We start from the raw sequence: 23235 nt of genomic DNA, 5'->3' as shown, positions 1-23235 counted from the left end.
CGCCAAGGACTTTTAGCAATGGAGAGCAGCAATGAGGGAATGGCTTACCGTTCGCGACATCAACCCGGACACCATGAAGGCCATCAGTGACGGCGTCTTACAGCATGGCCGAGCCTTGTCCGAGGCTCGCGGCCGACAAGCTGAGGCCATCGCCTGTTCGCTGATGGAGAACGGGGCACTAATCGGCGGCGCTTCCGGTAGAACCGAATTCAGGCGTCTGTTTGTCAATTACCTGTGGATCAACGCGCAATGGCGTGGAACCAGGCTGGGTACTCAGGTGTTGCACAAGCTTGAGGCATTAGCGGTTGAAAGAGCATGCGTAGATGCGTTGATCGAAACACTGGATGACGACGTCGCCCGTTGGTACACCCGCTGCGGATACCGATTGATCGCGCACGTGCCTGAGTACTGCGGCCCGTGGAGTCGCCATACGCTGTTGAAAGTGCTTGTGACAACAGGTGCTCCCTCAGGGCTTAATTCGGCGTCCCATACGGAAGTTGGTAACTACTGAGGCGGGAGTTCGTCCATTGTGCTGCCGCGCTCATTATCGATGCACGGCTGCCAGTGCACTGATTCGCGACCGGTCTTCAAGACCAATCAATGACTCATTTCTCAAATCAAAACCTCAAACCCTGCACTACCCACCACCTTTCCGTTAATCATCACCTGCACTCCATGCCGGCCGGCAAAATGCTTGCGTGTCGTGAAATCCTTGATGACCTGTCTGCGCTGCACAAGCGCCACCCCAAACCCCGGCAATTCCACCGTCTTCAACTTGAATACCTTCCTCGAAACCCCGCCATTCGCCTTCACATACTCAATCGCATAGTCGATCACCAGCCGCTGTTCATGCGCCACCGTCGACTTCACCGTAAACGACAACGTAATCGCGTCCCCCAAACTCACCATCGCCGGCTCAACCCGCGCATCCGACAACTCAACCTCAGCCTTCGCCCCCGCGCCAATCACCGTCAGCGCGCGCACGTTGCCCTGTTTGATCAAGCTGCGCAGCGCATGCTTGGCAATCCAGGCGGTGTGCTTGTTATCCAGCGACCAACCTTCAATCGTGTCCAACACCCACTCCGGATGCACTTTCGTCACATCATTCAAATGATTCGCCACGGACTTGCGCACGTACAAGCTCTCATCCGCCTTCAACCGATTCAGTATCCCGGCGGCCAGCAGCGGATCCGCTTGTACCGCTTCCAACCGAAAGGACCACGGCAGGCGAGGGCGGCTGCCTTCGCTGGCGAGGCGGCGGACGTGGTGGTTTTCGTCGCGGGTCCACTCGTGCATCCGTTCCAGCGAGCGTTCAAGGTCGGCGCGCAGAAAATGGCGGATGGCGAACTCGGAGGAGCCGAAGGTGGTGAAGTACTTCAGGGCGTCCATGGAGGTATCGAAGGCGTGCCCGCCATAGCTCGCGACGTAATGCGGCAGGCACATGCTGACGAAGCCGCTGTTCAGCCGTGGCGCGAGTTCGAACAGCACTTGGAGGGAATCCTCGTAGTCCAGCGGCAGCACGGCATGCAGGCTTTCGGCGACGCGGGCCATGCGTTGCATCACTGATAATTCAGCGAGTCCGTCCTGGGCGTGTTTGAGAAACGCCTTGGCCTTGAATGCCGGGTACACCGCGCTCATTTCGTCAGCGATGTGCTGCAAGCGCTCGGCGTTGAAGATTTCCTTTAACGCCGGGGCGGCGGTGTCGGTGGTGCTCATGGTCAGGTCATCGGTGTGCTGATGAACGCATCGGTGCCTTCTGCGTAGGCGGTGTATTCGGCGATGCGCGCATAACGCGCGGAGTCGACCTGATCGGGCACGACGAGGTTGGTGAAGCTCCAGGCAACCGCCAGGCTTATGCCGGTCTGGGAGAGGGAGCCGTCGACCGGCAAGTCAATTTGCTCAAGTTCTTTTTCCAGGGCGGTAAACGCGGCGGCGAGTTGGCCTTCAACGCGTTCAACCCAAGGTTGATACTGAATGTCGGCCGGGCGCAAGTTGCGTTCGTAATACAGCTGCACGGCTTTTTCGCAAGCGGCGAGGCTGAGGCCGATCAGACGCAGGGCGTGGGCGCGTTGTGTGAGATCGCTGGGCAGCAGGCTCTTGCCGGAACTGGCTTCGAGGTAGTCGAGGATGAGGGTCGAGTCCATCAGGACCACGCCGTCGTCGAGAATCAGCGTGGGCGCTTTGACCACCGGGTTGATCTGCTGGAATTGCTCGAAGTGGCGGAACACCGAGACCGACTCGTGTTCGAGGTCAATCCCCAGGCATTTGGCGGAGATTGCTACGCGGCGCACGTAGGGAGAGTCGAGCATGCCGATCAGTTTCATGACGCGTTCCTTCAAGTCGAACCGGTGGGAACGCATAACCTAGCCGAGCCTGAGACAATTGTCAGTCGTCGAATCCGGGTTGTTCGTGAATCTCATCGACATTCAGTTCCAGCCGATAGGCCACCGCCACAAACAGCGCCTGACATAAACACAGTGTCGCGCTTAGCGAACGAAAGGCCAGCGCACTGCCTTCATTGACCATCAACACGCTATTGGCAAGTTTCGCCAGTGGCGACAGAGGGCTGTCGGTGATGATCAGGGTATTGGCGTCTTGCTGTTGTGCGAATCGCAGGCAGTGCTGGGTTTCCTTGGCGTAGGGCACAAAACTGATGGCGATGACCAGGTCGTTGGCGCGCACGCTACGCATTTGCTCGCGATAGCTGCCGCCGATGCCGGAGACGAGATGAATGCGTTTCTGCGTGTGCTGCAGGTTGTAAACCAGATAATCGGCGACGGCGAACGAACGGCGGACCCCGACCACATAGATGTCGTCGGCATTGACGATGAGATCGACAGCTTTGGCGAACGCAGCCCCATCCAGTTCGCGGCCCAAACGTTCGATGCCCGATAGCGTTGCGTCGATGCACTCGCGGACAAGCTCGCCGCTGTTGGCGGTCTGCGATTTGTTGGCGATGAGGCTGCGGATGCGTTTTTGATAGTTCTGCGCCGGCGTGGCCTTGTGCGTCCAGGCCTGGCGGAACAGCGCCTGCATTTCGCTGAAGCCGCTGAACCCGAAGCGCTGCGAAAAACGCACGATGGCGGACGGATGCACCTCGCATTCACGAGCGATGTCGCTGATGCGGTCGACCATGATTCGCTCGCTCTGCTGGCTAATGTAACTGGCGATACGTTTAAGCTGACGCGGAAGGGCGTCATATTCGTCGCTAATCGTTTGCAGCAGACGCTCGGCAGTGATCGGGGGGCTGGCGAGCGAAAGTTCGTCGGCGGCCGGCAGATCGGGGCGGGGCATAGGACATCCTTCGGGCGGGTTGATCACGCGGTAAGCCTGATCATAGAAGGGCTGCGCGGGCTCTGCCGGGCTGAAACGATGCACCTTGCGAGAATAATTTCCGCTGTCGATGGCGGCATGGTTAGCCGTTTGTCTTCTATATACAGCCGCTGGAGTGAATTTCTTGCTATAAACGCACTCCGATGGCCGTGTGAAGCCTGTGTCAGAGCAGTTTCCTGGTCCTGTCGGACAAATTCCCTGTATTTACAGTTGCTGAGGCCTTGATCGGGCCTTAGACTGCCGCCCCTCGTAAATTGAGTGCCGGGTGGCGTTTGCAATAAAACGATGCCTTTTCGACGGCCGACACGGTTCGCCGAAACGCTCCCTTATTCGCCTTAATGCACGTTTTTTTATAGAGATATCAATGACAAAGGACAAGTTGCTGGCTATGCCGGCAGATGACTACATGAATGCAGAGCAACACGCTTTCTTCACTGAGCTGTTGCAGAACATGAAAGTCGAAACCCACGAGCGCATTGAGCAAAACCGTATCGCCATCGAAAGCCTGGACACCCCGGCTGACCCGGCGGACGCGGCTTCGGTTGAAGAAGAGCGCACCTGGCTGGTCAACGCGATCGATCGCGACCAGCGCATGCTGCCGCAGTTGGAACAAGCTCTTGAGCGCATCAAGGACGACAGCTTTGGCTGGTGCGACGACAGCGGCGAGGCCATTGGCCTGAAGCGTCTGCTGATCAGCCCGACCACCAAGTACTGCATCGAAGCTCAAGAGCGTCACGAGCAGATCGACAAGCACCAGCGTCAGGCCTGATTCTGTGGGGTGACCCTCAATAGGGGCGCCTTGAAAAGATCGCAGCCTTCGGCAGCTTCTACACGGAGTTGCGCGAGGCTGCGATCTTTGTTTTTGCTCGTCTGCGCTATTTCCCCCGTCGTTCCATTGACCTGCCACAGACCCCACGACTAACGGACCATGGATAATGGCGTTGTAGTGGCGTTTAATGCAGTCACAACAATGAGAACAAACGTGGGGTGATCAAGATGACGAGAGATGGATCTCTGGTTGCGGCGCTGCCTGCACCAGTGCTTTTGCCGAAAAACCGCTGGATCGCGCCGACCCTGCAAAGCATCGCCCTGATGCTGTTGCTGGCCGGCATGGCTATGGCCGAGTGGTCGCTCTACCTCGGCATGCCGCTGGCGATACTGATTGTCTGGCTGCCGCGCCTGCGTTCGCGCAACGTTCCAGCTGCTGTCCCGGTCGATAGTGCGAGCGCATTGTCCGCACTGACTCGCGATCTCTCCTACACCACCAGTCACAACGCACTGTCAGCCGCCGGCGTGGCGTTCTCGGTCAAGGCGCTGGCGAACAAACTCGAATCGCAACTCGACGCGGCGGCGCAGATCGTCAGCAATGCCGAAGTGATGATCGCCACCGAACAGGCGACTTCACAGCTCAGTCGCGACGCGCTGGACGCCGCCAGCCAAGCGCATCACAGCAGCGCGGCGGGGCGCAGCGAACTGCTCGACTCGATTTCGCGCATGCAGCAACTCAGTCAGCGCGCCAACGCCAGCCGCGAATTGATCGAGGCCCTGAGTGTGCGCAGCGACGACATTCAGCGGGTGACGCTGGTGATTCAGTCGATCGCCAGCCAGACCAATCTGCTGGCCTTGAACGCAGCTATTGAAGCGGCCAGGGCGGGCGAACATGGTCGCGGTTTCGCCGTGGTCGCCGATGAAGTACGCGGATTGGCGGCACGGACGGCGGCGGCCACGGGCGAAGTCGGTGAGATGGTTGCAGACATTCAGCAGCGCACCGCGCAAGTGGTGGCGCAGATTCGCGAGTTGTCGAGTGATCTGCATACTGGCGTCGAACAGGTCGAGCACACCGGTCAGCATCTGGAGAACATCGCGCGACTTGCCGCCGGAGTGGAAACCCAGGTCAGCGAAATCGCCCGTGGCGCGCAAACCAATCGCGAGCAGCTTGATGCGCTGTTCAGCGCGATTGAGCAAATGCGTAGCGATCTGGCGATCAGCGATCAGCAGACCCGCCGCCTCGCCGAGGCAGCGGTGCAGATGGAAGGGCAGGCGGAAACCATCAGCGAACGCTTGGCCGAAGTCGGTCTGGACGACTATCACCAGCGCATTTATGACCTGGCGCGCGAAGGTGCGAGCCTGATCGCGGCGCGCTTCGGGGCAGATGTCGAGCAGGGGCGGATTAGTCTGGATGACCTGTTCGATCGCAGCTACCAGCCGATTCCGGGCACCGAACCAGCCAAATTTCAAACCCGCTTTGATCGATACACAGATCAGGTCTTGCCGGCGATTCAAGAGCCTTTGTTAGCGCGTCATGAAGGTTTGGTTTTCGCGATCGCCTGCACGCAGCAGGGTTATGTGCCGACGCATAACCAGGCATTCAGCCAGCCGTTGACGGGTGATGTGCAGGTCGACACGGTAAATAACCGCACCAAACGCAAATTCGCTGACCGCACGGGCATCCGTTGCGGCAGCCATCAACAACCAGTTTTGCTGCAGACTTACACGCGCGATACGGGTGAGCTGATGCATGATCTTTCGGTGCCGATCATGATCAAGGGCCGACACTGGGGCGGGTTGCGTCTGGGCTATAAACCTGAGAACCCACACTGAGATTATTACCGTTGACGCAATGAATCTGTGCACGGCGGTTGCTGTTTCCTCCCGAAGGAAAGCTTTAATCTGACGACTTAGTTAGGTAGCTAATTATTTCGGAGGGCACATGCAGTGCAGGGTGGATGTGGCAGTAATGATCGGCAGCGGCGTTCCGGCCGGCTTACGCGCGATGGGGCGCAGTGTGTGCTGGGTGGTTTTGCTTAACGAGGAGCGACGCGGCACAGCCTTCGCCAGTCGCGATGAAGCGGAGGAGTGCAAGGCTGCCTGGCTCGAACAACTGAACATCGAGCCCGGCGACAGCCTGCACTGATCGCCCTTATTTACCGCGATGCAAGCGCACGTTCAGCTCATCGACAGTTATCGCTTCTTCGCCGTCCTCACGCAGCCACTCTTTTAGTAGTTGCGCCTGTTGGGGCGTCCAGAAATCGGCATCGATCAATTTGATATCAGATTTCAAAGGGTGGGCTTCGACAAAATTATTGATCGACGCTTCATCGGCTGGTAGGCCCAGCTGTTCGAAAAGGGTGGTCAGGTTAAGCTCGGTTGGCAGTTCCATCATCTACTCCTGGGTTGGTGCCGGTACGGCTTGTTCGTTCACTCCCTTATCAGAGGCAGGCGCTGGCGCGGAGTTCGATTTTTGATTCAAGCGAGCGGGCAAGGGCGCAGGCTTCGTTGTGATTGCCGCGGAAACCTCTGACACGTCCCGTGGATATCTCCTTGATGTGAAAGAACGCAATACCTGCCGGCACCACTTGAAAGTGCGGGGTTCGATGATTGTTAGAAGATGTCGGAAGGTTGTCGAGGTCGGCAACCTTCATCGTCAGAGATGGGGTGATTCGCGCGTCAGCCGACGTGGCAAAATGAGTCAAAGTGCACATATGAAGTCCTTTTCATCAGTCGGCCGGGATTTAACGGCCGTTGCGGGTAGTCGTAATGAGCATCGCTGCTCTAGAATCGCCAGTACCTGTTGACGACCAGGCTTATCTAAAGCAATTTTTCGCCAGCGATATGTCGGAAAAGTGCTTTTTTTCGTGAGAAATTTCCCTGAAGTTCGTAGTCAGAATTGCTCTAGTCGCACTTGAGGCGTTTTCCTTCAAGCTTTGGCGACTTCAGAGCAGGTTTCACTAATGACAATCCAGTAGTCTACGAACCTCGCGATTCAAGAGTGCTTTGCTCGCTTCGGGTGTTTGAATGTTTTTGCAGTTTTCATCGGCCTGGCCGTTTCTTTGCCGTGGGCGTTTTTCGCTGCGCGGTTTTTCAAATGTGGGGATGTTTCTTTGGCAGTCAGTAACCTCGATATGCATGCTTTGTTCGTGCTGGGTGATTTGCGTGCAAAGCTGGTCAAGCAATTCCAATCACGTTTTGTTTACATCACCGAGCAAAACGCCGAAGGCATTTACATCGCCGAAATCGACACCGAAAGTGCATTGGTAGTCGATGACAAACCGGGACTCAAACTCAAGGTTGGCGACCATTTCATCGCGTCAGTTTTGCCCAGCCGTGAAGGCGGTAAGCTGGACATTCGTTTTCGCGACATCAAACTGACGGTCTACGGCCTGGGCGATTACGCCTTTGTCAGCACGGCCGACGGTCACGCGATCCTGTTCAAGGAAGGCCATAGCGTCGTCACCGTGTTCGCCGCCAATGAGCAGCTGCAGGAAGGTTTGACCAAAACCCTCAAAGCCGTCACTGCCAAAGCCGCCAAATGGCGTAAGGGTGAACTGGTGACCTTCAAGGCCAGCGAGTGAAGCGCGCGGATTTCCATGCGCAAAATCTCGACAGCGCACGCGAAGAAGCTCAGCGCTTGTTCGCCCGCAAGGCCGAACTGCAAGGTGCCTGGCTGAGTTGGGTGGCGTCGCAGCTCTATGCATTGCAACCGGCAGCTTACGCCAGCATGGTCAGACGTGAGCTGCAAAGCCTGCAGGAAAACTCTGAAACGTAACCTCGCGCACGGTAGACCCCGGAAAAAGCAGGAACCTCGGCTAAAGTCAGTTGACTGAGTCATTCAGAGGCTTGCGTTTCTGTCAGGCCAACTGCCATTGCTGTGAACAGCACGAGGTGCGATGCATGAACGGATTTCGACGGTTACTGGCCGCCAGCGTGGCCACCTTTGGTTTGCTGACGTCAGCGCAATCGCTGCAGGCGGCACAGGCGCCGATCCACTTTGCCGACCTGAACTGGGAAAGCGGCAGCCTGATTACCGAGGTGCTGCGGGTGATCGTCGAGAAAGGCTATGGCCTGCCGACCGACACTTTGCCCGGTACCACCATCACGCTTGAGACCGCGCTGGCGAACAACGACATTCAGGTGATTGGCGAGGAGTGGGCCGGACGCAGCCCGGTCTGGGTCAAGGCCGAAGCCGAGGGCAAAGTGGTCGGCCTGGGCGATACGGTAAAAGGCGCCACTGAAGGCTGGTGGGTGCCGGAGTACGTGATCAAGGGCGATCCGGCCAAAGGCATCAAGCCGCTGGCGCCGGATCTGCGCAGTGTCACTGATCTGAAGAAATACAAGGACGTGTTCAAAGACCCGGAAAGCCCGGGCAAAGGGCGTTTCCTCAACAGCCCGATCGGCTGGACTTCGGAAGTGGTCAACAAGCAGAAGCTCACGGCGTATGGCTTGCAGGACGACTACACCAACTTCCGCAGCGGTTCCGGCGCTGCGCTGGATGCCGAGATCAGCTCTTCGATTCGTCGCGGCAAACCGGTGTTGTTCTATTACTGGTCGCCGACGCCGCTGCTTGGCAAATTCAAACTGGTGCAGCTGGAAGAGCCGCCGTTCGATGCCGAGGCGTGGAAGACGCTGACAGATGCCGATAATCCCAATCCGAAACCAACCCGCTCGCTGGCATCGAAGCTGTCGATTGGCGTGTCTACGCCGTTTCAAAAGCAGAACCCGCAAATTGCCGAGTTCTTCAGCAAGGTCGATTTTCCCATCGAGCCGCTGAACAAGGCACTGGCGGATATGAGTGACAAGCACACCGCACCTCGTGAGGCGGCGGTCGCGTTCATGAAAGCGCATCCGGACGTGTGGCAGGCCTGGTTACCCAAGGATGTGGCTGACAAGGTGACGGCTGATCTGAAATAACGCGGTCAACGCAGCGCACCGCCGACCGGTCGTGCACGGCCAAAAAATCCGACTAGGATGGTTTGTTCAAATCCCTTTGAAGGATTTCAACCATGACCTTTGTGTTGGCTCAATGGCTGGTGACTGTCTTCGCGGCAATCGGCCTGATGCACGTGTATTGGGCGTTGGGTGGGCAATGGGCGGCTGCGGTGGCGGTGCCGCAGGTGCCGGTGTCGGGCTTCGTGGCCTCGGTACGCCCGGCCTTCAAGCCCTCAGGCTGGCTGACGCTGGCAGTCGCCGCTGCGCTGCTGATAATTGCCGCGCTGGTTTGCATGCGGGTCGGTTGGGGCGTGCCGGCGGTGCAGCACAAGGCACTGCAATGGGTGATCAGCGCAATAGCGTTGTTGATGTTCGCCCGAGCGATCGGTGATTCGAACCTGGTCGGATTTTTCAAGGAAGTGAAGGATTCGCGATTTGCGCGGCTGGATACCTGGGTGTATTCGCCGTTGTGTGCGGTGCTGGGGGCGGGGTTGTTGGCGGTAGCTTGGGTTTGAGCTGATCCGGAATTGGCGACGACCCGACTGGCCGCTTCGCGAGCAGGCTCGCTCCCACATGGGAGAGCGGATTCCTGGTGTAGCGATGGCGCCATCACAGGCGCCACATGATCATCAGTTACCACTTTCAGTCTGACGACTGCTCACCTCTGCCGGCACATCATCCCCGGCCATCCGCTTGCGGAACAACGCCGCCCGCGCCAGCAGCAGGGTGGTCACTGGCACGGTGATCGCCAACAGAACCGGAATCAGCCAGGCATGCACCACTGGCCCGGACTTCAGCGCTGAAAAGCAAATGATCGACGCCAGTGCCACACACCAGGCACCGATTGTCGAGGCCAGCGCTGGCGGGTGCATACGCTGGAAGTAGTCCTTCATGCGCAGCAATCCGGTTGCGCCCAGCAGGGTAAACACGCCGCTGAGCACCAGCAGGACCGCCACCGGAATCTCGACCCACAAAGACAATTCGGCGTTCATTCGATCACCTCGCCACGCAGCAGGAATTTCGCCAGGGCAAACGAGCCGACGAAGCCGAACAGCGCAATCAACAGCGCCGCCTCAAAGTAGGTATCACTGGCGTAACGAATGCCCAGGGTCAGCATCATCAGCATGGCGACGATATACAGGTAATCCAGCGCCAGTACCCGATCCTGTGCTGACGGGCCTTTGAACAGGCGCACCAGGGTCAGCGTCATCGCCACGCAGTACAGAAACAACGTCAGCAGAATCGCATTCGACAGCAATGGGCTCATTCGAAAATCTCCATCAACGGTCGCTCGTAGGTGCTTTTGAAGTGCTCGATAAACTGCGCCTCGTCGTGCAGGTCCCAGACGTGCAGCAACAGAACGCTGCGGTCCAGCGCCAGTTCCGACCATACGGTGCCGGGCACCACGGTGCAGATCATCGCCAGTGCCGCCAGACCATGAGCATCACGCAGATCGAGCGGCACCTTGATAAAGCATGAGTTGGGCGGGCGCCGTCCGGCGTTGAGTACGCCCCAGGCGACGATCAGGTTGGACATGATCACGTCACGACCGACCAGGAGAAACAGGCGCAGCACGGCCACCGGATTGCGAATGCGCGCACGTTTCGGCCGCAATTTGCGCATCATCAGCGGCGCGGCGAAACCCAGCGCGGCACCGAGCAGCAGATTGCCCGGGCTGACGGACAGGTTCAGGGTCAGCCACAAGACCCACAGCGCCAGCGATAACCACGGAGCCGGAAACAGTCGATTCATGGCTGCACCTCGAGCATGTCAGCTCTGGCTTGCGGACTCGGCACCGCACGTGTACCGAGAACTGCGAGCACATATTGCTGCGGATTGTTCAGCGCATCGGCCGTAGCCTGGGTGTAGCGCAACAGCGGTTCAGCCTTGAACGTCAGAACAATGCTCAGCCCGAGCAGCAGAAAAATCGGCGCGCATTCGAGTTTGCGCAGCAGTGGTGACGGGCGCTCCTCCGGCGTCCAGAAGCGCTGGATACCCAGGCGAGAGAAGGCCATGAGGGAGGCCAGACCGGTCAGGATCAACAGGGCCAGCAATCCCCATGCGCCGGGAGGCAGCGGCGCCGCAGTGCCAAGTCCCGACGGGTTGAGCAATGCCCCGATCAGGCTGAGCTTGCCGATAAATCCGGAGAGCGGTGGCATGCCGATAATCAACAGCGCGCAGGCAATGAAGCTCAAACCGAGAAAGGCCATGGTCCACGGGATGACCTGACCGACCACGGCTTTCTGTTCGTCGTCGAGGTTGATGCCCTTGGGCGGTTGCAGCGATTCCTGCGGGCGCGGCAGCAGTTCGCTTTCGTCCTCGAGGGGAATCTCGTTGGCCGAGCGCGAGCGCTCGATCAGTTCGGCCAAGAGGAACAGCGCGCTCAGCGCCAGGGTCGAGCTGACCAGATAGAACAGCGCAGCGCCGATCAGGTTCGGCTGGGCGAAGCCGATCGCCGAGAGCAGGATCCCCGCCGACACCAGAATGCTCAGGCTGGCCATGCGCTCCAGGCGTTGCGCGGCGATAATCGCCAGCCCTGCGCAAGCCATGGTCGCCATGCCGCCGTAGATGAGCCAGTCGCCGCCGAAGAATGCCGAGGCGCCGGCCTGACCGGAAAACAGCAGCGTCCACAGGCGCAGCAGGGTGTAGACGCCGACCTTGGTCATGATCGCAAACATCGCCGCCACTGGCGCGCTGGCCGAGGAATAGGCCGGCACCAGCCAGAAGTTCAGCGGCCACATCCCGGCCTTGGCCAGAAACGCTACCGCTAGAATCCCCGCGCCAGCGTGCAGCAGACCACGATCGGCTTCCGGCACCAGCGGGATTTTCATCGCCAGATCGGCCATGTTCAGCGTGCCGGTCACCCCGTAGATCAATGCAGCGCCGATCAAAAACAGTGACGATGCCAACAGGTTGATCGAAATGTAATGCAACCCCGACGACACCCGCGCCCGGCCCGAGCCGTGCAGCAACAAACCGTAGGATGCCGCGAGCAACACTTCGAAGAATACGAACAGGTTGAACAGATCCGCCGTCAGGAACGCGCCATACAGGCCCATCAGCTGGATCTGGAACAGAGCGTGAAAGCTTGAGCCGGCGCCGTCCCAGCGGGCCATGGCAAACAGCAACGCACTGACGCCGATAACGCCGGTCAGCACCAGCATCAGTGCCGACAGGCGATCAACCACCAGGACGATGCCGAACGGTGCCTGCCAGTTGCCCGGCAGGTACACACCGATGGAGCCGGGCACCCCGGTGGTCTGCGTCCATTGCAGTAGCATCACTGAAATGAACAAGCCGAGGAGGCTGGAGAACAGGTTGATTTTCGCCTTCAGCGGCCGGTGTTTCTCGCCGAGCATCAGCATGATTGCGGCGGTCAGCAGCGGCAGCAGGATCGGTGCAGCGATCAGGTGAGTCATCGCCATCATTCTTTAGGCTCCCGGCCGTCGACATGGTCGGTGCCGGTCAAGCCGCGCGAGGCGAGCAATACGACGAGGAACAGTGCGGTCATGGCGAAGCTGATGACGATCGCCGTCAGCACCAGCGCCTGGGGCAGCGGGTCGGTGTAATGCAGCAAGTCCTGGGTCACGCCGTCCTTGATCACCGGCTCCTTGCCGATGAACAGGCTGCCCATGCTGAAAATGAACAGGTTGACCGCATACGACAACAGACACAGGCCCATGACCACCTGAAAGGTACGCGGGCGCAGGATCAGCCAGACCCCGGACGCGGCGAGAATGCCGATGGCGATTGCGATGACTTCTTCCATCAGACGGCTCCTTTGCTGGCGACTGACTTGGGCAGCGAGGCCGTCTTGTGGCCGCGCACCGATTGGTGGGCGAGGGCGGTGAGAATCAGCAGCGTCGACCCGACCACCACGGCGTACACGCCGATGTCGAAGAACAGCGCACTGGCGATATGGATGTCGCCCAGCACCGGCACGCTGATGTGCCAGGTGTGAGTGGTGAGGAACGGATAGCCGACCAGCATCGCACCGAGACCGGTGGCGGTGGCGAACAGCAGACCGGTGCCCATCCAGCGCAATGGGCGCAGGCTCATTTGCGCCTCGACCCACTGCGTGCCGGCAACCATGTATTGCAGGATAAAAGCCACCGACATCACCAGCCCGGCGACAAAACCGCCGCCCGGCTGATTGTGCCCGCGCATGAACAGGTAAAACGACACCACCAGCGCGACAGGCAGCAGCAGGCGCACTAGCACCGCCGGCACCATCATGAAGCCGAGCGCGGTGTCGCTGGCCGAACGCGGGTTGACCAGATCGGTGACCACGTCGGGCGCGAGCAGGCGTTGCTGCGCCGGCAACTGCAGGCTTTCCTTCGGCGGGCGGAAGCGGCGCAGCAGGGCGAACACGGTGAGCGCCACGGCGACCAGCACGGTGATTTCACCGAGGGTGTCGAAGCCACGGAAGTCCACCAGCATCACGTTGACGACGTTGCTGCCGCCGCCCTCGGGCAGGGCGCGACTGAGGTAGAAAGAGGAAATATGGTTCGGCGTCTGCCGGGTGAGCATGGCGTAGGACAACAGCGCCATCCCCGCACCGACCGCAATCGACAGCAGCAAGTCGCGCAGACGACGGATACGCGCCTTGCGCAGGCTGCCTGGCAGTGGTGAGACTTCTTCGATGCGTCTCGGCAACCAGCGCAGACCAAGCAGGATCAACACCGTGGTCACCACTTCGACCGCCAGTTGCGTCAGCGCCAGATCAGGCGCGGAGAACCAGACGAAGGTCACGCAGGTCATCAGGCCACAGACGCTGACCATGGTCAGTGCAGCGAGACGGTGATATTTCGCCTGCCATGCGGCGCCGAGCGCACAGGCGATCGCCAACAGCCACAGGGTCACGAAGACGATGGAACCAGGTATTTTCGGCCGGTCGCCCCAGGTCAGCGTGCTGTGCAGCATCGGGATCAGACCGGCGAGCACGGCGGCCGAAACCATCAGGAACAGCTGCATCTGCAAGCGCTTGGTACCCAGGCGCCGCTCGACGCGCCGGGCGATGCGCATCATCACGACCAGACTGCGCTCGAACAAACGCTTGCCGTTGAAGCGGCCGACCAGCGGCGGATACTTGAAATGGCCGAGCTTGAACTGCTTGCGCAGCAGCAGATAGAGGATGATGCCGCCGGACATGGCGATCAGGCTCATGATCATCGGTGCGTTCAAACCGTGCCAAATGGCCAGGCTGTATTCCGGCAACTCACCACCGACCACCGGCAGTGCCGCAGCGGCGAGTAATGGCCCGACGATCTGCGCCGGGAAAATCCCCACCAGCAGACAGGTGAAGACCAGCAACTCGACCGGGGCGCGCATCCAGCGCGGCGGCTCGTGCGGCGTGTGTGGCAGGTCAGTGGCGGTGGGGCCGAAGAACACGTCGACGGTGAATCGCAGGGAGTAGGCGACGCTGAACATGCCGGCGATGGTCGCGACGATTGGCAGACTGGTCTCGACCCACGCGGTGGCGTTGATGAACACGGTTTCGGCGAAGAACATTTCTTTCGACAGGAAACCGTTGAGCAGCGGCACGCCGGCCATTGAGGCACTGGCGACCATGGCCAGCGTCGCCGTATAGGGAATCAGTTTGATCAGACCGCTGAGCTTGCGGATATCACGGGTGCCGCTTTCGTGGTCGATGATGCCGGCGGCCATGAACAGCGAAGCTTTGAACGTCGCGTGGTTGAGAATGTGAAAAACTGCTGCCACTGCGGCCAGTGAACTATTGAGGCCCAGGAGCAAAGTGATCAGACCGAGATGGCTGATGGTCGAATAGGCCAGCAAACCTTTGAGATCGTTCTGGAACATCGCGCAGTACGCGCCAAGCAACAGTGTACAGGCGCCCGCTCCGCTGACGATGTAGAACCATTCCTCACTGCCGGACAGCGACGGCCACAGACGTGCCAAAAGGAAAACCCCGGCCTTGACCATGGTCGCCGAGTGCAGATAGGCCGAGACGGGCGTCGGTGCCGCCATCGCGTGGGGCAGCCAGAAGTGAAACGGGAATTGCGCGCTTTTGCTCAGCGCGCCGATCAGGATGAGTGGCAAAAGAACAGGGTAGAGGGCATGTGCGCGAATCAGATCGCCGGCGGCCAGGACCTTGTCCAGGTCATAGCTGCCGACGACATGGCCGAGAATCATGACCCCCGCCAGCAGACATAACCCGCCGGCACCGGTGACCATCAGCGCCATATAAGCCCCGCGCCGCGCATCGGCGCGGTGGTGCCAGTAGCCGATCAGCAGGAACGAGAAGAGGCTGGTCAGCTCCCAGAAGAACACGATCTGAATCAGGTTGCCGGAGATCACCAGGCCAAGCATGGCGCCCATGAACGCGAGAAAAAACGCGAAAAAACGCGGCACCGGATCGTCCGGCGACATGTAATAACGGGCATATAAAGAAACAAGTGTGCCGATGCCCAGCACCAGCATCGAGAACAGCCAGGCGAAGCCGTCCATGCGCAAAATGAAGTTCAGCCCCAGACTGGGCAGCCACATGAATTCTTCGCGGATCACGCCGCCGTGGGCGATTTGCGGGTACAGCATTGCGACCTGAACGGTGCCGATCAAAGCGACCAGACCCGCCAGCAGCGATTCGGCATTGCGCGCATTGTGCGGCAGCACCGCTGCCAGACAGCTGCCGATGAACGGCAGAAGCAGTAGAACTATCAGGGACATAGGCTTCTAATCTGCGGAAGTTTGTGAAGCATCATACGTGCCAGCTCCCTGATCACCAAACGCGAGGATGTCTCAGAATCCTACAAAGTAGTCTGGAATTTTGTGTTTGGCGTTGTTTCAGGGGCAACAATGGTGCGGCGCTTTCGCGAGCAGCCAGAAAAGATTGCGGGTCACGCCTGCGTCTCCCGCTCCAGCTCAGCTTCTGCCTCGGTGGACCTTCCCTTGGTCTTCAACTCACTGACAATCACCGCCGCAACAATCAACCCGGCCCCAACCAGTGCAATCGCCGGCAAGCGCTCTCCGGCAATCCGTCCGACAATCCCGGCCCACACCGGTTCACCGGCATAGATCAACGTCGCCCGAGTCGGCGAAACACTCTTCTGCGCCCAGTTCATCGCCACCTGAATCGCCGCACTTGCTGCGCCCAGACCCAAAGCGGTCACCAGCAACAACCAGGAAAATTCCGGAATCACTTCACCGGTCGGGACCACCAGCAAGAACGACAGCACCGCCGTCACCGCCAGTTGCACCACCGTCACCCGCCGCACATCAACCTGTCCGGCGAATGTGCTGATCAAAATGATCTCGGCAGCAATCGCAACGGCGCTGATCAATGTCGCGATTTCTCCGGGACTGAAATTCAACGCCGCCCCCGAGGGGCCGGACAACAACATCAGTCCGGCAAACGCCAGCATGATCCCGATACTTGGCATCAACCCCGGACGCCGTCCCAGCACCAGCCATTGCAGCAGCGGCACAAACGGTACATATAGCGCGGTAATGAACGCCGACTGACTGCTCGGAATACTTTGCAATCCGACCGTCTGCAGGCCGTAACCGAGCATGATCGCCACGCCGATGAACGACCCGGCCTTCACTTCGAACAAGGTCAGTTCGCGCAGATGACGCCAGGAGAACATCGCCACGATCGCCGCCGCGGCGGCAAAGCGCAGGCCGACAAAAAACATCGGGCCACTGACCGTCATGGCATGTTGCACAATCAGAAACGTGCCGCCCCAGATCATGGTGATCAGCACCAGCACGCACTCGGCTTTGCTGAAGCGGGAAAAGCGGATTCGGGACGCAGAATTGTTTGGCGGCATCATGACCTTGCGCACATTAAAAGGGAGGCCGCACAATGCCGCCAACGTTGCGCAGTATACTGCCCAACCCCACCGAGTGAGCAATATAGTGCACAAAGATTCGACCCAGCGAGCCTCCGTCCTGCAACACGTCAGCCAGAACGTTCGACGCCTGCGCCATGCGGCGGATATGAGCCAGACCGCACTGGCGGAAAAGTCCGGGGTCAGCCGACGGATGCTGGTGGCGATCGAGGCGGGGGAAAAGAATGTCAGCCTGACCACGCTTGATCGCGTCGCCGAAGCGCTCGACGTTGCGTTCAGTGATCTGATCCAAGCGCACGATGCGCGCGACCCGAGCCGGATCAATGAGGTTGCCTGGGCGGGCACGATTCCCGGCAGCAGAGCCGTGCTACTGTCCAAAGCCACCGCGAGCCGCGAAGTCGAGCAATGGGAGTGGTGCCTGCAACCGGGCGAGGTTTATCCGTCGCAACCGGACGCCGATGGCTGGAGCGAGCAGATCTACGTATTTGAGGGTTGCCTGACGCTGATGCTCGGCGATCAGCCGCAGTACATCAACAAAGGAGAGTTTTTCATGTTCGCCAGCAATCAACCGCATGCCTACCGCAACGATGGCGATGTGGCTGCGCGGTTCGTGCGTAATGTGGTGATCTGAATGGAGCAGACTGCGGACATCCTGATCATCGGCGGCGGCCTCAGCGGCACGATGCTGGCAGTGCAATTGCTCCGGTTGCCGGGGCAACTAAAGATTCTCATCATCGAGCCTCGCGCTGAACTGGGACGTGGTGAGGCTTACAGTGCAGTCGAGTTGGGACATACGCTGAACGGCAACGCGGCGCGGATGAGCGTCGATCCGGATAATCCTGATGATCTGACGCAGTGGCTGACCGCGCATATTGCCGGCGGCGGCTGGCCGGAATCTGCCGAGCAGGACGTGCCGGTCAGTGAGCTGTTTCCGCCGCGCGGCCTGTTCGGGGTCTATGTGCAACAGCGTCTGGCTGAGGCCCGGGCGGTGGGCGCGCTGCAAGGTTCGACCGTAGAACACATCTGTGCTGAAGCCGTCGACTTGCAAAGCGGGACCGGCTCAATGCAGCTCACCTTGAGCGATGGCCGGATTTTGCGTGGATCGCTGGCAGTGCTGGCCACCGGCATGTTTCCCGCCGCCCGCACGCCGCAGACGCACTCCAGTGGCCTTAATGCCGCCGCGCTTGATCCCTGGGATGTGGCGGCCATGCGCGAACTCGACCCGCAGTCCACCGTGCTGATTATCGGCTCCGGTCTGACCATGGTCGATGCCGTGGTGTCGCTGGAGCAGGCCGGCCATCGCGGGCCGATCGAGGTGTTCTCCCGGCATGGCCTGCTGCCGCACGTGCGCCGTCAACCGCCGGCCTGGGTGGATTTTCTGGCAGCAGATCACAGCATCCGCACGCCACGCCAGTTGGTGCGCGAATTGCGCCGACATTGTCGCGACGCAATCGCCCAAGGCGTCGACTGGCAGGCGCCGCTGGATACGGTTCGCGCGCATATCGCGCGGTTGTGGAGTCAGGCGACTGACGTGCAGCGTCGACAATTCGTACGGCATGTACGGCCATGGTGGGAGAGTCACCACCATCGTTCGCCGCCACTGAGTGCCGAGTTGATCGAACGGCTGCACAAGGAAGGACGCTTGCGCATTCACGCCGCGTCATTCAAGGGCATTGAGCCCGGCGCTGGCGATGCCGTGACCATTCGCATCCGTCCTCGGGGTGAGACTGAAACAGGCGTGGTCAGCGGTGCAGCGCTGATCAACTCCAGCGGCATTGAATACGACTGGCGGCGTGTTGCTCGGCCGTTGCCACAGCAGTTGCTGGCGCGGGGGCTGGTGCAGCCGGGGCCGCTGGCGCTGGGGATTAGAGCAAAGGACGGCGCAGTGGTGGATGCCGAAGGGCGCGTGAGTAGTCAGCTGTTTGCCATGGGACCGCCGTTGCGCGGGATGTGGTGGGAGAGTACGGCGGTGACGGACGTCGCTGCGCAGGCTAAAGCGTTGGCTCGGCGGTTGGTGGATAGCCTGAGAGACTGATGTGTTTTTCTTGGGCCTCTTCGCGAGCAGGCTCGCTACCACAATGGGATTCAGGTTGTGACTACAATTTGCGGCACACCATAAATCCTGTGGGAGCGAGCTTGCTCGCGAAAGCGTCATCTGATTCAACGTCTCTGTTGAATGAAAGACCGCTATCGCTGGCAAGCCAGCTCCCACATTGGGCTTTTGTGACGGCTTGAGATTATGCGACTACCCGGTAGCAAGGCACATACGCCGCGCCACCCGGAAGTTTCATCCGGTGCTGGGCGACGAAGGCTTTGAGCAGTGCATCAAGCGGCTGCATGATCGCCGCATCGCCACGGATCTGATACGGCCCGTGCTCTTCGATCAGACGAATGCCCTTGTCCTTGACGTTACCGGCGACGATCCCGGAAAACGCCCGACGCAGATTGGCCGCCAGTTCATGCGGTGGCTGGTCGCGGTGCAGTTTCAGGTTGGCCATGTTTTCGTGGGTCGGATCGAACGGACGCTGGAAGCCCTCATCGATCTTCAACAGCCAGTTGAAATGAAACGCATCGTTACGCTCGCGGCGGAACTGCTTCACCGCTTTCAAGCCTTGAGTCATCTGCCGCGCTACTTCGGCCGGATCATCGATGATGATCTCGTAATGCTGTTTGGCTTCTTCGCCGAGGGTCGCGATGACAAACGCATCCAGCTGTTCCAGATACGGCGCGGCATGCTTCGGCCCGGTGAGGATCACCGGGAACGGCAGACCTTCATTGTCCGGGTGCATCAGGATGCCGAGCAGGTACAGGAACTCTTCGGCCGTACCGGCGCCGCCCGGGAAAATGATGATGCCGTGGCCAACACGGACGAAGGCTTCCAGACGTTTTTCGATGTCCGGCAGGATCACCAGCTCATTGACGATCGGGTTCGGCGCTTCGGCGGCGATGATGCCTGGCTCGGTCAGGCCGAGGTAGCGACCGCCGTGAATGCGTTGTTTGGCATGGGCAATGGTCGCGCCCTTCATCGGACCTTTCATCACGCCAGGGCCGCAACCAGTGCAGATGTCGAGGCTGCGCAGGCCCAGTTCGTGGCCGACTTTCTTGGTGTATTTGTATTCTTCGGTATTGATCGAGTGGCCGCCCCAGCACACCACGATCTTCGGCTCGACGCCCGGGCGCAGGGTGCGCGCGTTGCGCAGCAGGTGGAACACGTAGTCGCTGATGCCTTGGGAATTGCTCAGGTCGATGCGCTGGCTGTCGAGTTCGTTCTCGGTGTAGACGATGTCGCGCAGGGCGCTGAAGAGCATTTCGCGGGTGCTGGCGATCATCTCGCCGTCGACGAACGCGTCGGCCGGAGCGTTCAGCAGCTCCAGGCGTACGCCGCGATCCTGTTGGTGAATACGGATTTCGAAGTCCTTGTAGGCTTCGAGGATGGTCTTGGCATTGTCGACATGCGCGCCGGTGTTGAGGATGGCCAGGGCGCACTGGCGGAAGAGGGTATAGGTACTGCCGGATCCGGCTTCGCTCAGTTGCTGGACTTCACGTTGAGAAAGGGTTTCCAGACTGCCTTTCGGGCTGACCGAGGCATTGATTACGTGTCGTTGGGTCATGCAGTGATCCTTAAAACGATGTCATCCACAACGCAGCGGATGGCATCCGAATAGTGTGTATCCATGAATGAAGATGGCACGATCTGCGCTATACCGCCATGTCCCGTTGGACTTTGAAAAGATGAAAAGGAGCCCCAGCATAGCTAAAACCCGGTGCGATGCGATAATGCGCTGGCGAGTTTTTTCCGTTGCGCGTTTTGCCACTCAAGGAAGTCATTTTCGATGTTCGAGATTCAGCCGATGGACCCCGCTACCTTTCGTCAGCAGACCCGCCGCAGCACGATTATCGTCGCCGTGCTGTTTCTGCTGCTGGCCATGCTGTTTTCCTCGGTTGCGGTGGCAGTGTTCGGTGAACCCGACGGGGATAACCTGCGTTTCAATGTCGGCGGCGTATTCGTGGCGTTTCTGCTGACGGCGGCGCTGTTGCGCGGACGTTTCTGGCATCAGACCTGGATGGCCCCGGCGGTGTACAGCTGGCGCCTCAAGCGCAATCTGATGAGCATCACCAATGTGATGCATCAGGTAACAGCGGCGGCGCAGAACAACGATCCGACGGCGATGAAGGTGTTGCGTTTCTACCACTTGGGACTGCTGCAAATGCATGAGCTGGACGGCAACTCCAGCGATCATGGACAACTGCGTGACGAAGTCGCACAGCACAAGGCGCGGATGCAGGCGCTGGGCCTTGATCCTGACCAGCCACGCTTCGATCCGCAGTGGCTGGAAACGTTGAAACCCGCCTCGCGTTAAAACGGAATGCGCCGGGCGCGACGCAGTTTCCACGAGCGCAGCAGTCGTGCGTACACCAATAGGTTGACCGCCAGCACCACGCTGCCAAGTGCCAGTTGAATCTGCGGCGTCAGACCGGCGGGGTAGATGATCGGCCAGATGTAATGCTCAATGAAACCGCCGGCGTATTCGGTCTGCCCGGCCGCGTGGCGCATGAGATTTTCCCAGTAGGTCAACGGACAGGTCAGGTGCAGCACCTCGACCGCTACGCCCCAGGCAGCCGCCGGCAAGTGCAGCCACATCAATCGTGGCCAGCGCAGCACCAGCAGCCCGCCGAACAGTACGAACAAGATGAAACACAAGTGAAACAGCACCAGCCCGTCGGCGGCGATTCGGTACAGCATGGCGTCTTCCTGACGTAAGGGGAGATGGCGCTATGGTACGCCGCGCGGGACAAAATGCGTTGGTGAATCTGGGCGCGCAAAAGTGTTCTACCCTTTAACGATCATCAACTGTTCTGAGGTGAGGTGCACATGGCAACTGAGCAAACGCGTGCGGAAGATGATGAGCCAACGGAAGAAGAAATCGAGCAGCAGAAGAGGCAGGAAAAAACCTGGAAGCATGATGACAGCCGCGAGCTGTCGGACCGCGACCAGGAGCGTCCTCTGAAACCTTGAACAGCGCATACGAAGAGCCCCGCATCAGCGGGGCTCTTCGCGTTTCAGAAGTCTTCCAGCTGCGTGAAATCCGGGTAGGTCGCTCGATACCCCAACGTTCGGTCGATCCACGCATTGAGCTCATTGACCATCACCGGCGGATGGCCGGGATAACCCTCGAGGGTGCTGCGCAGGGTGCGTTCGATATCGGGCACGCTGTGCAGGTTTCGGGTCTTGATGTAATGGCCGATAAAACAGTCGAGTTCCAGGCGTTCTGTCTTGGACAGATGGACACACTTCAGGCCGCTGACCTGTTTGATTGCAAAATCGTCGCTCACTTATTTCTCTGCAAGGCTTGAAAGTTGTTGATGGATTCCTGATTTCTTTGACTCTTTGGTCAACTGGTATACCAATCGGAAAGGCGGCGCGCATGCTATCCGCAGCGCGGGGAAATGTATGTATGACTGTCGAAATGTCTGACAGGCGGTTGATTCGCTCAAACGGCTGTTTTATGGGGGTTGTATCGCGGTTGAAACACTTTTTGTAACGCGCGGGATTCAGTGACGGGCTCGCTTGATTAACGCAGCAGTGAAGTAATTATTTAGTCGACTCGTTCTATCAATTGCGCACCTTGATTACGCGTATTACCGACCGCTTTGCCGACTTTGTACCATTCGAAGGCCTCACTGGGCTCGCCTTCAAACAGCAGCATCTGCTCGGCGCGTTCCAGCGGCGTAGCCGGATCAAGCCATTCCCGAGCCCGCGTCGAATCGAAGACCACTGGGCGGCGGTCGTGAATATCGAGCAGGCCGCCCAGGCTGTCAGCGGTGATGATGACGAACCCGTCGTCCTCCCTCGGCACAACCCCCGGTGCCGGAAACTGGCCGATACCAGCACAGAAAACCGGAGCCTGATCCGCCCGACGAATCAACCAGGGCTGTCGGGATTTTTCCCCGGTATCAACCCATTCAAACCAGTTGTCGACCGGCACAATTAGCCGCTGCCGCCAGATCGCCCGGAAGAACGCGCCATGGGCGACTTTTTCCACCCGTGCGTTGATGGGCGCGGCACGATCCTTGGCCCAATGCGGCCGCCAGCCCCAGCGCAGATTGTCGGCATGAATGGCCTGTTCGTGCTGGTGCAGAACCGCCAGCGCAGTGGTGGGCGCTGCGTTGTAGCGATTGAGCGGCGCATCGCCAACGTGATTGATCAACGCATCGGGGATGCTGAGCACCGCGACGAAATCGTGAATCCCACGGTACTGCGTGAGTCTTCCGCACATGGCTGAAATCTCCTTGAGGAAATTTGAGTCTAGTCGGACATGCCGATGTGCCTGGCCGATGACGCACTGAAACCAGCACCGGAACCAAACCCTGTGTACCTTATCCA

28 protein-coding genes are annotated in these 23235 nt (G+C 59.5%); 12 read left to right on the top strand and 16 right to left on the bottom strand.

Annotation, left to right across the window (positions count from 1 at the left end; genetic code table 11):
• The first annotated feature begins 31 nt into the window (after positions 1-31).
• Complete coding sequence (locus J2Y39_RS08145; RefSeq protein WP_150635037.1) at positions 32-511, top strand: GNAT family N-acetyltransferase; 480 nt, start codon at positions 32-34, stop codon at positions 509-511.
• A gap of 101 nt (positions 512-612) precedes the next feature.
• Here J2Y39_RS08145 and J2Y39_RS08140 read toward each other — a convergent pair whose 3' ends face one another.
• From J2Y39_RS08140 to J2Y39_RS08130, 3 genes are all read right to left on the bottom strand, one after another.
• Positions 613-1716: a DNA alkylation repair protein gene (locus tag J2Y39_RS08140; protein ID WP_310216552.1), complete on the bottom strand. Its 1104-nt coding sequence runs from the start codon at positions 1714-1716 to the stop codon at positions 613-615.
• 2 nt (positions 1717-1718) lie between these two features.
• Positions 1719-2324: a glutathione S-transferase gene (locus J2Y39_RS08135; protein ID WP_252867782.1), complete on the bottom strand. Its 606-nt coding sequence runs from the start codon at positions 2322-2324 to the stop codon at positions 1719-1721.
• 61 nt (positions 2325-2385) lie between these two features.
• Positions 2386-3294 carry a MurR/RpiR family transcriptional regulator gene (locus J2Y39_RS08130; protein ID WP_310216549.1) on the bottom strand — a complete coding sequence of 303 codons (909 nt, stop codon included), beginning with the start codon at positions 3292-3294 and terminating at the stop codon, positions 2386-2388.
• Between the two features lie 403 nt (positions 3295-3697).
• Here J2Y39_RS08130 and J2Y39_RS08125 point away from each other — a divergent pair, with 403 nt between their 5' ends.
• The 3 genes from J2Y39_RS08125 to J2Y39_RS08115 all read left to right on the top strand — a co-directional run bounded on the left by J2Y39_RS08125 (position 3698) and on the right by J2Y39_RS08115 (position 6247).
• Positions 3698-4102: a TraR/DksA family transcriptional regulator gene (locus tag J2Y39_RS08125; protein WP_016775095.1), complete on the top strand. Its 405-nt coding sequence runs from the start codon at positions 3698-3700 to the stop codon at positions 4100-4102.
• Positions 4103-4329: 227 nt separating this feature from the next.
• Positions 4330-5934: a methyl-accepting chemotaxis protein gene (locus J2Y39_RS08120; RefSeq protein WP_310216546.1), complete on the top strand. Its 1605-nt coding sequence runs from the start codon at positions 4330-4332 to the stop codon at positions 5932-5934.
• A gap of 109 nt (positions 5935-6043) precedes the next feature.
• The gene (locus J2Y39_RS08115; RefSeq protein ID WP_310216544.1) at positions 6044-6247 is read left to right on the top strand and encodes a hypothetical protein; all 204 of its coding nucleotides are present in this window, start codon (positions 6044-6046) and stop codon (positions 6245-6247) included.
• A gap of 6 nt (positions 6248-6253) precedes the next feature.
• Here the strand turns inward: J2Y39_RS08115 and J2Y39_RS08110 are convergent, their stop codons facing one another.
• Both J2Y39_RS08110 and J2Y39_RS08105 read right to left on the bottom strand, forming a co-directional pair.
• Positions 6254-6493: a DUF2789 family protein gene (locus tag J2Y39_RS08110; protein WP_056789253.1), complete on the bottom strand. Its 240-nt coding sequence runs from the start codon at positions 6491-6493 to the stop codon at positions 6254-6256.
• Positions 6494-6542: 49 nt separating this feature from the next.
• Positions 6543-6755, bottom strand: a complete 213-nt coding sequence (locus J2Y39_RS08105) for a hypothetical protein (protein ID WP_236168680.1) — start codon at positions 6753-6755, stop codon at positions 6543-6545.
• 459 nt (positions 6756-7214) lie between these two features.
• Between J2Y39_RS08105 and J2Y39_RS08100 the strand changes: the two genes are divergently transcribed.
• The 4 genes from J2Y39_RS08100 to J2Y39_RS08085 all read left to right on the top strand — a co-directional run bounded on the left by J2Y39_RS08100 (position 7215) and on the right by J2Y39_RS08085 (position 9554).
• Positions 7215-7685, top strand: coding sequence for a hypothetical protein (locus tag J2Y39_RS08100; protein WP_150635043.1), 471 nt, complete (start codon positions 7215-7217; stop codon positions 7683-7685).
• Entirely contained in the window at positions 7682-7879 is a 198-nt protein-coding gene (locus J2Y39_RS08095; protein WP_310216537.1) for a hypothetical protein, read from the top strand. Before J2Y39_RS08100 ends, J2Y39_RS08095 begins: the two co-directional genes overlap by 4 nt.
• A 125-nt stretch (positions 7880-8004) precedes the next feature.
• Complete coding sequence (locus tag J2Y39_RS08090) at positions 8005-9021, top strand: ABC transporter substrate-binding protein (protein WP_076562406.1); 1017 nt, start codon at positions 8005-8007, stop codon at positions 9019-9021.
• Between the two features lie 92 nt (positions 9022-9113).
• Entirely contained in the window at positions 9114-9554 is a 441-nt protein-coding gene (locus J2Y39_RS08085; RefSeq protein WP_310216534.1) for a DUF3995 domain-containing protein, read from the top strand.
• Between the two features lie 114 nt (positions 9555-9668).
• Here J2Y39_RS08085 and J2Y39_RS08080 read toward each other — a convergent pair whose 3' ends face one another.
• The 7 genes from J2Y39_RS08080 to J2Y39_RS08050 all read right to left on the bottom strand — a co-directional run bounded on the left by J2Y39_RS08080 (position 9669) and on the right by J2Y39_RS08050 (position 16832).
• Positions 9669-10031 (bottom strand): Na+/H+ antiporter subunit G, encoded by a 363-nt coding sequence (locus J2Y39_RS08080; RefSeq protein WP_041480808.1) that lies wholly within the window; start codon positions 10029-10031, stop codon positions 9669-9671.
• Positions 10028-10306: a K+/H+ antiporter subunit F gene (locus J2Y39_RS08075; protein ID WP_041480807.1), complete on the bottom strand. Its 279-nt coding sequence runs from the start codon at positions 10304-10306 to the stop codon at positions 10028-10030. The genes J2Y39_RS08080 and J2Y39_RS08075 overlap by 4 nt, the downstream gene beginning before the upstream one ends.
• Complete coding sequence (locus J2Y39_RS08070; RefSeq protein WP_122087831.1) at positions 10303-10791, bottom strand: Na+/H+ antiporter subunit E; 489 nt, start codon at positions 10789-10791, stop codon at positions 10303-10305. Before J2Y39_RS08070 ends, J2Y39_RS08075 begins: the two co-directional genes overlap by 4 nt.
• Positions 10788-12467, bottom strand: a complete 1680-nt coding sequence (locus J2Y39_RS08065; RefSeq protein WP_095180236.1) for a monovalent cation/H+ antiporter subunit D — start codon at positions 12465-12467, stop codon at positions 10788-10790. The genes J2Y39_RS08070 and J2Y39_RS08065 overlap by 4 nt, the downstream gene beginning before the upstream one ends.
• Entirely contained in the window at positions 12464-12808 is a 345-nt protein-coding gene (locus J2Y39_RS08060; RefSeq protein ID WP_016775082.1) for a Na+/H+ antiporter subunit C, read from the bottom strand. Before J2Y39_RS08060 ends, J2Y39_RS08065 begins: the two co-directional genes overlap by 4 nt.
• Entirely contained in the window at positions 12808-15726 is a 2919-nt protein-coding gene (locus tag J2Y39_RS08055) for a monovalent cation/H+ antiporter subunit A (protein ID WP_150635048.1), read from the bottom strand. Before J2Y39_RS08055 ends, J2Y39_RS08060 begins: the two co-directional genes overlap by 1 nt.
• A gap of 170 nt (positions 15727-15896) precedes the next feature.
• On the bottom strand, positions 15897-16832 hold the full coding sequence (locus J2Y39_RS08050; RefSeq protein ID WP_310216527.1) for a DMT family transporter: 936 nt from the start codon (positions 16830-16832) through the stop codon (positions 15897-15899).
• Positions 16833-16917: 85 nt separating this feature from the next.
• Here J2Y39_RS08050 and J2Y39_RS08045 point away from each other — a divergent pair, with 85 nt between their 5' ends.
• Entirely contained in the window at positions 16918-17481 is a 564-nt protein-coding gene (locus J2Y39_RS08045) for a helix-turn-helix domain-containing protein (RefSeq protein WP_056789270.1), read from the top strand.
• Complete coding sequence (locus tag J2Y39_RS08040) at positions 17482-18885, top strand: FAD/NAD(P)-binding protein (RefSeq protein WP_310216524.1); 1404 nt, start codon at positions 17482-17484, stop codon at positions 18883-18885. It abuts the gene before it with no gap.
• 202 nt (positions 18886-19087) lie between these two features.
• Here J2Y39_RS08040 and ppnN read toward each other — a convergent pair whose 3' ends face one another.
• Entirely contained in the window at positions 19088-20461 is a 1374-nt protein-coding gene (gene ppnN / locus J2Y39_RS08035; protein ID WP_056789275.1) for a nucleotide 5'-monophosphate nucleosidase PpnN, read from the bottom strand.
• A 222-nt stretch (positions 20462-20683) separates the two neighbouring features.
• On the opposite strand from ppnN, the gene J2Y39_RS08030 reads away from it, so the two are divergent.
• The gene (locus J2Y39_RS08030) at positions 20684-21211 is read left to right on the top strand and encodes a DUF3087 domain-containing protein (RefSeq protein ID WP_310216520.1); all 528 of its coding nucleotides are present in this window, start codon (positions 20684-20686) and stop codon (positions 21209-21211) included.
• Here J2Y39_RS08030 and J2Y39_RS08025 read toward each other — a convergent pair.
• Positions 21208-21594, bottom strand: coding sequence for a DUF2784 domain-containing protein (locus J2Y39_RS08025; RefSeq protein WP_041480792.1), 387 nt, complete (start codon positions 21592-21594; stop codon positions 21208-21210). The genes J2Y39_RS08030 and J2Y39_RS08025 overlap by 4 nt on opposite strands.
• A gap of 129 nt (positions 21595-21723) precedes the next feature.
• On the opposite strand from J2Y39_RS08025, the gene J2Y39_RS08020 reads away from it, so the two are divergent.
• Positions 21724-21867, top strand: a complete 144-nt coding sequence (locus J2Y39_RS08020) for a hypothetical protein (RefSeq protein WP_164488351.1) — start codon at positions 21724-21726, stop codon at positions 21865-21867.
• Between the two features lie 44 nt (positions 21868-21911).
• Here the strand turns inward: J2Y39_RS08020 and J2Y39_RS08015 are convergent, their stop codons facing one another.
• Entirely contained in the window at positions 21912-22184 is a 273-nt protein-coding gene (locus J2Y39_RS08015; RefSeq protein WP_041480791.1) for a hypothetical protein, read from the bottom strand.
• A 263-nt stretch (positions 22185-22447) separates the two neighbouring features.
• The gene (locus J2Y39_RS08010) at positions 22448-23128 is read right to left on the bottom strand and encodes an SOS response-associated peptidase (protein ID WP_256810067.1); all 681 of its coding nucleotides are present in this window, start codon (positions 23126-23128) and stop codon (positions 22448-22450) included.
• Positions 23129-23235 lie beyond the last annotated feature (107 nt).

This window comes from Pseudomonas sp. 2957, assembly GCF_031456345.1.
In the GTDB taxonomy this organism is placed as follows: Bacteria; Pseudomonadota; Gammaproteobacteria; order Pseudomonadales; family Pseudomonadaceae; genus Aquipseudomonas; species Aquipseudomonas siliginis.
Note: the sequence above shows the minus strand (reverse complement) of the source record. Positions and strands in the feature narration are given on the sequence as shown.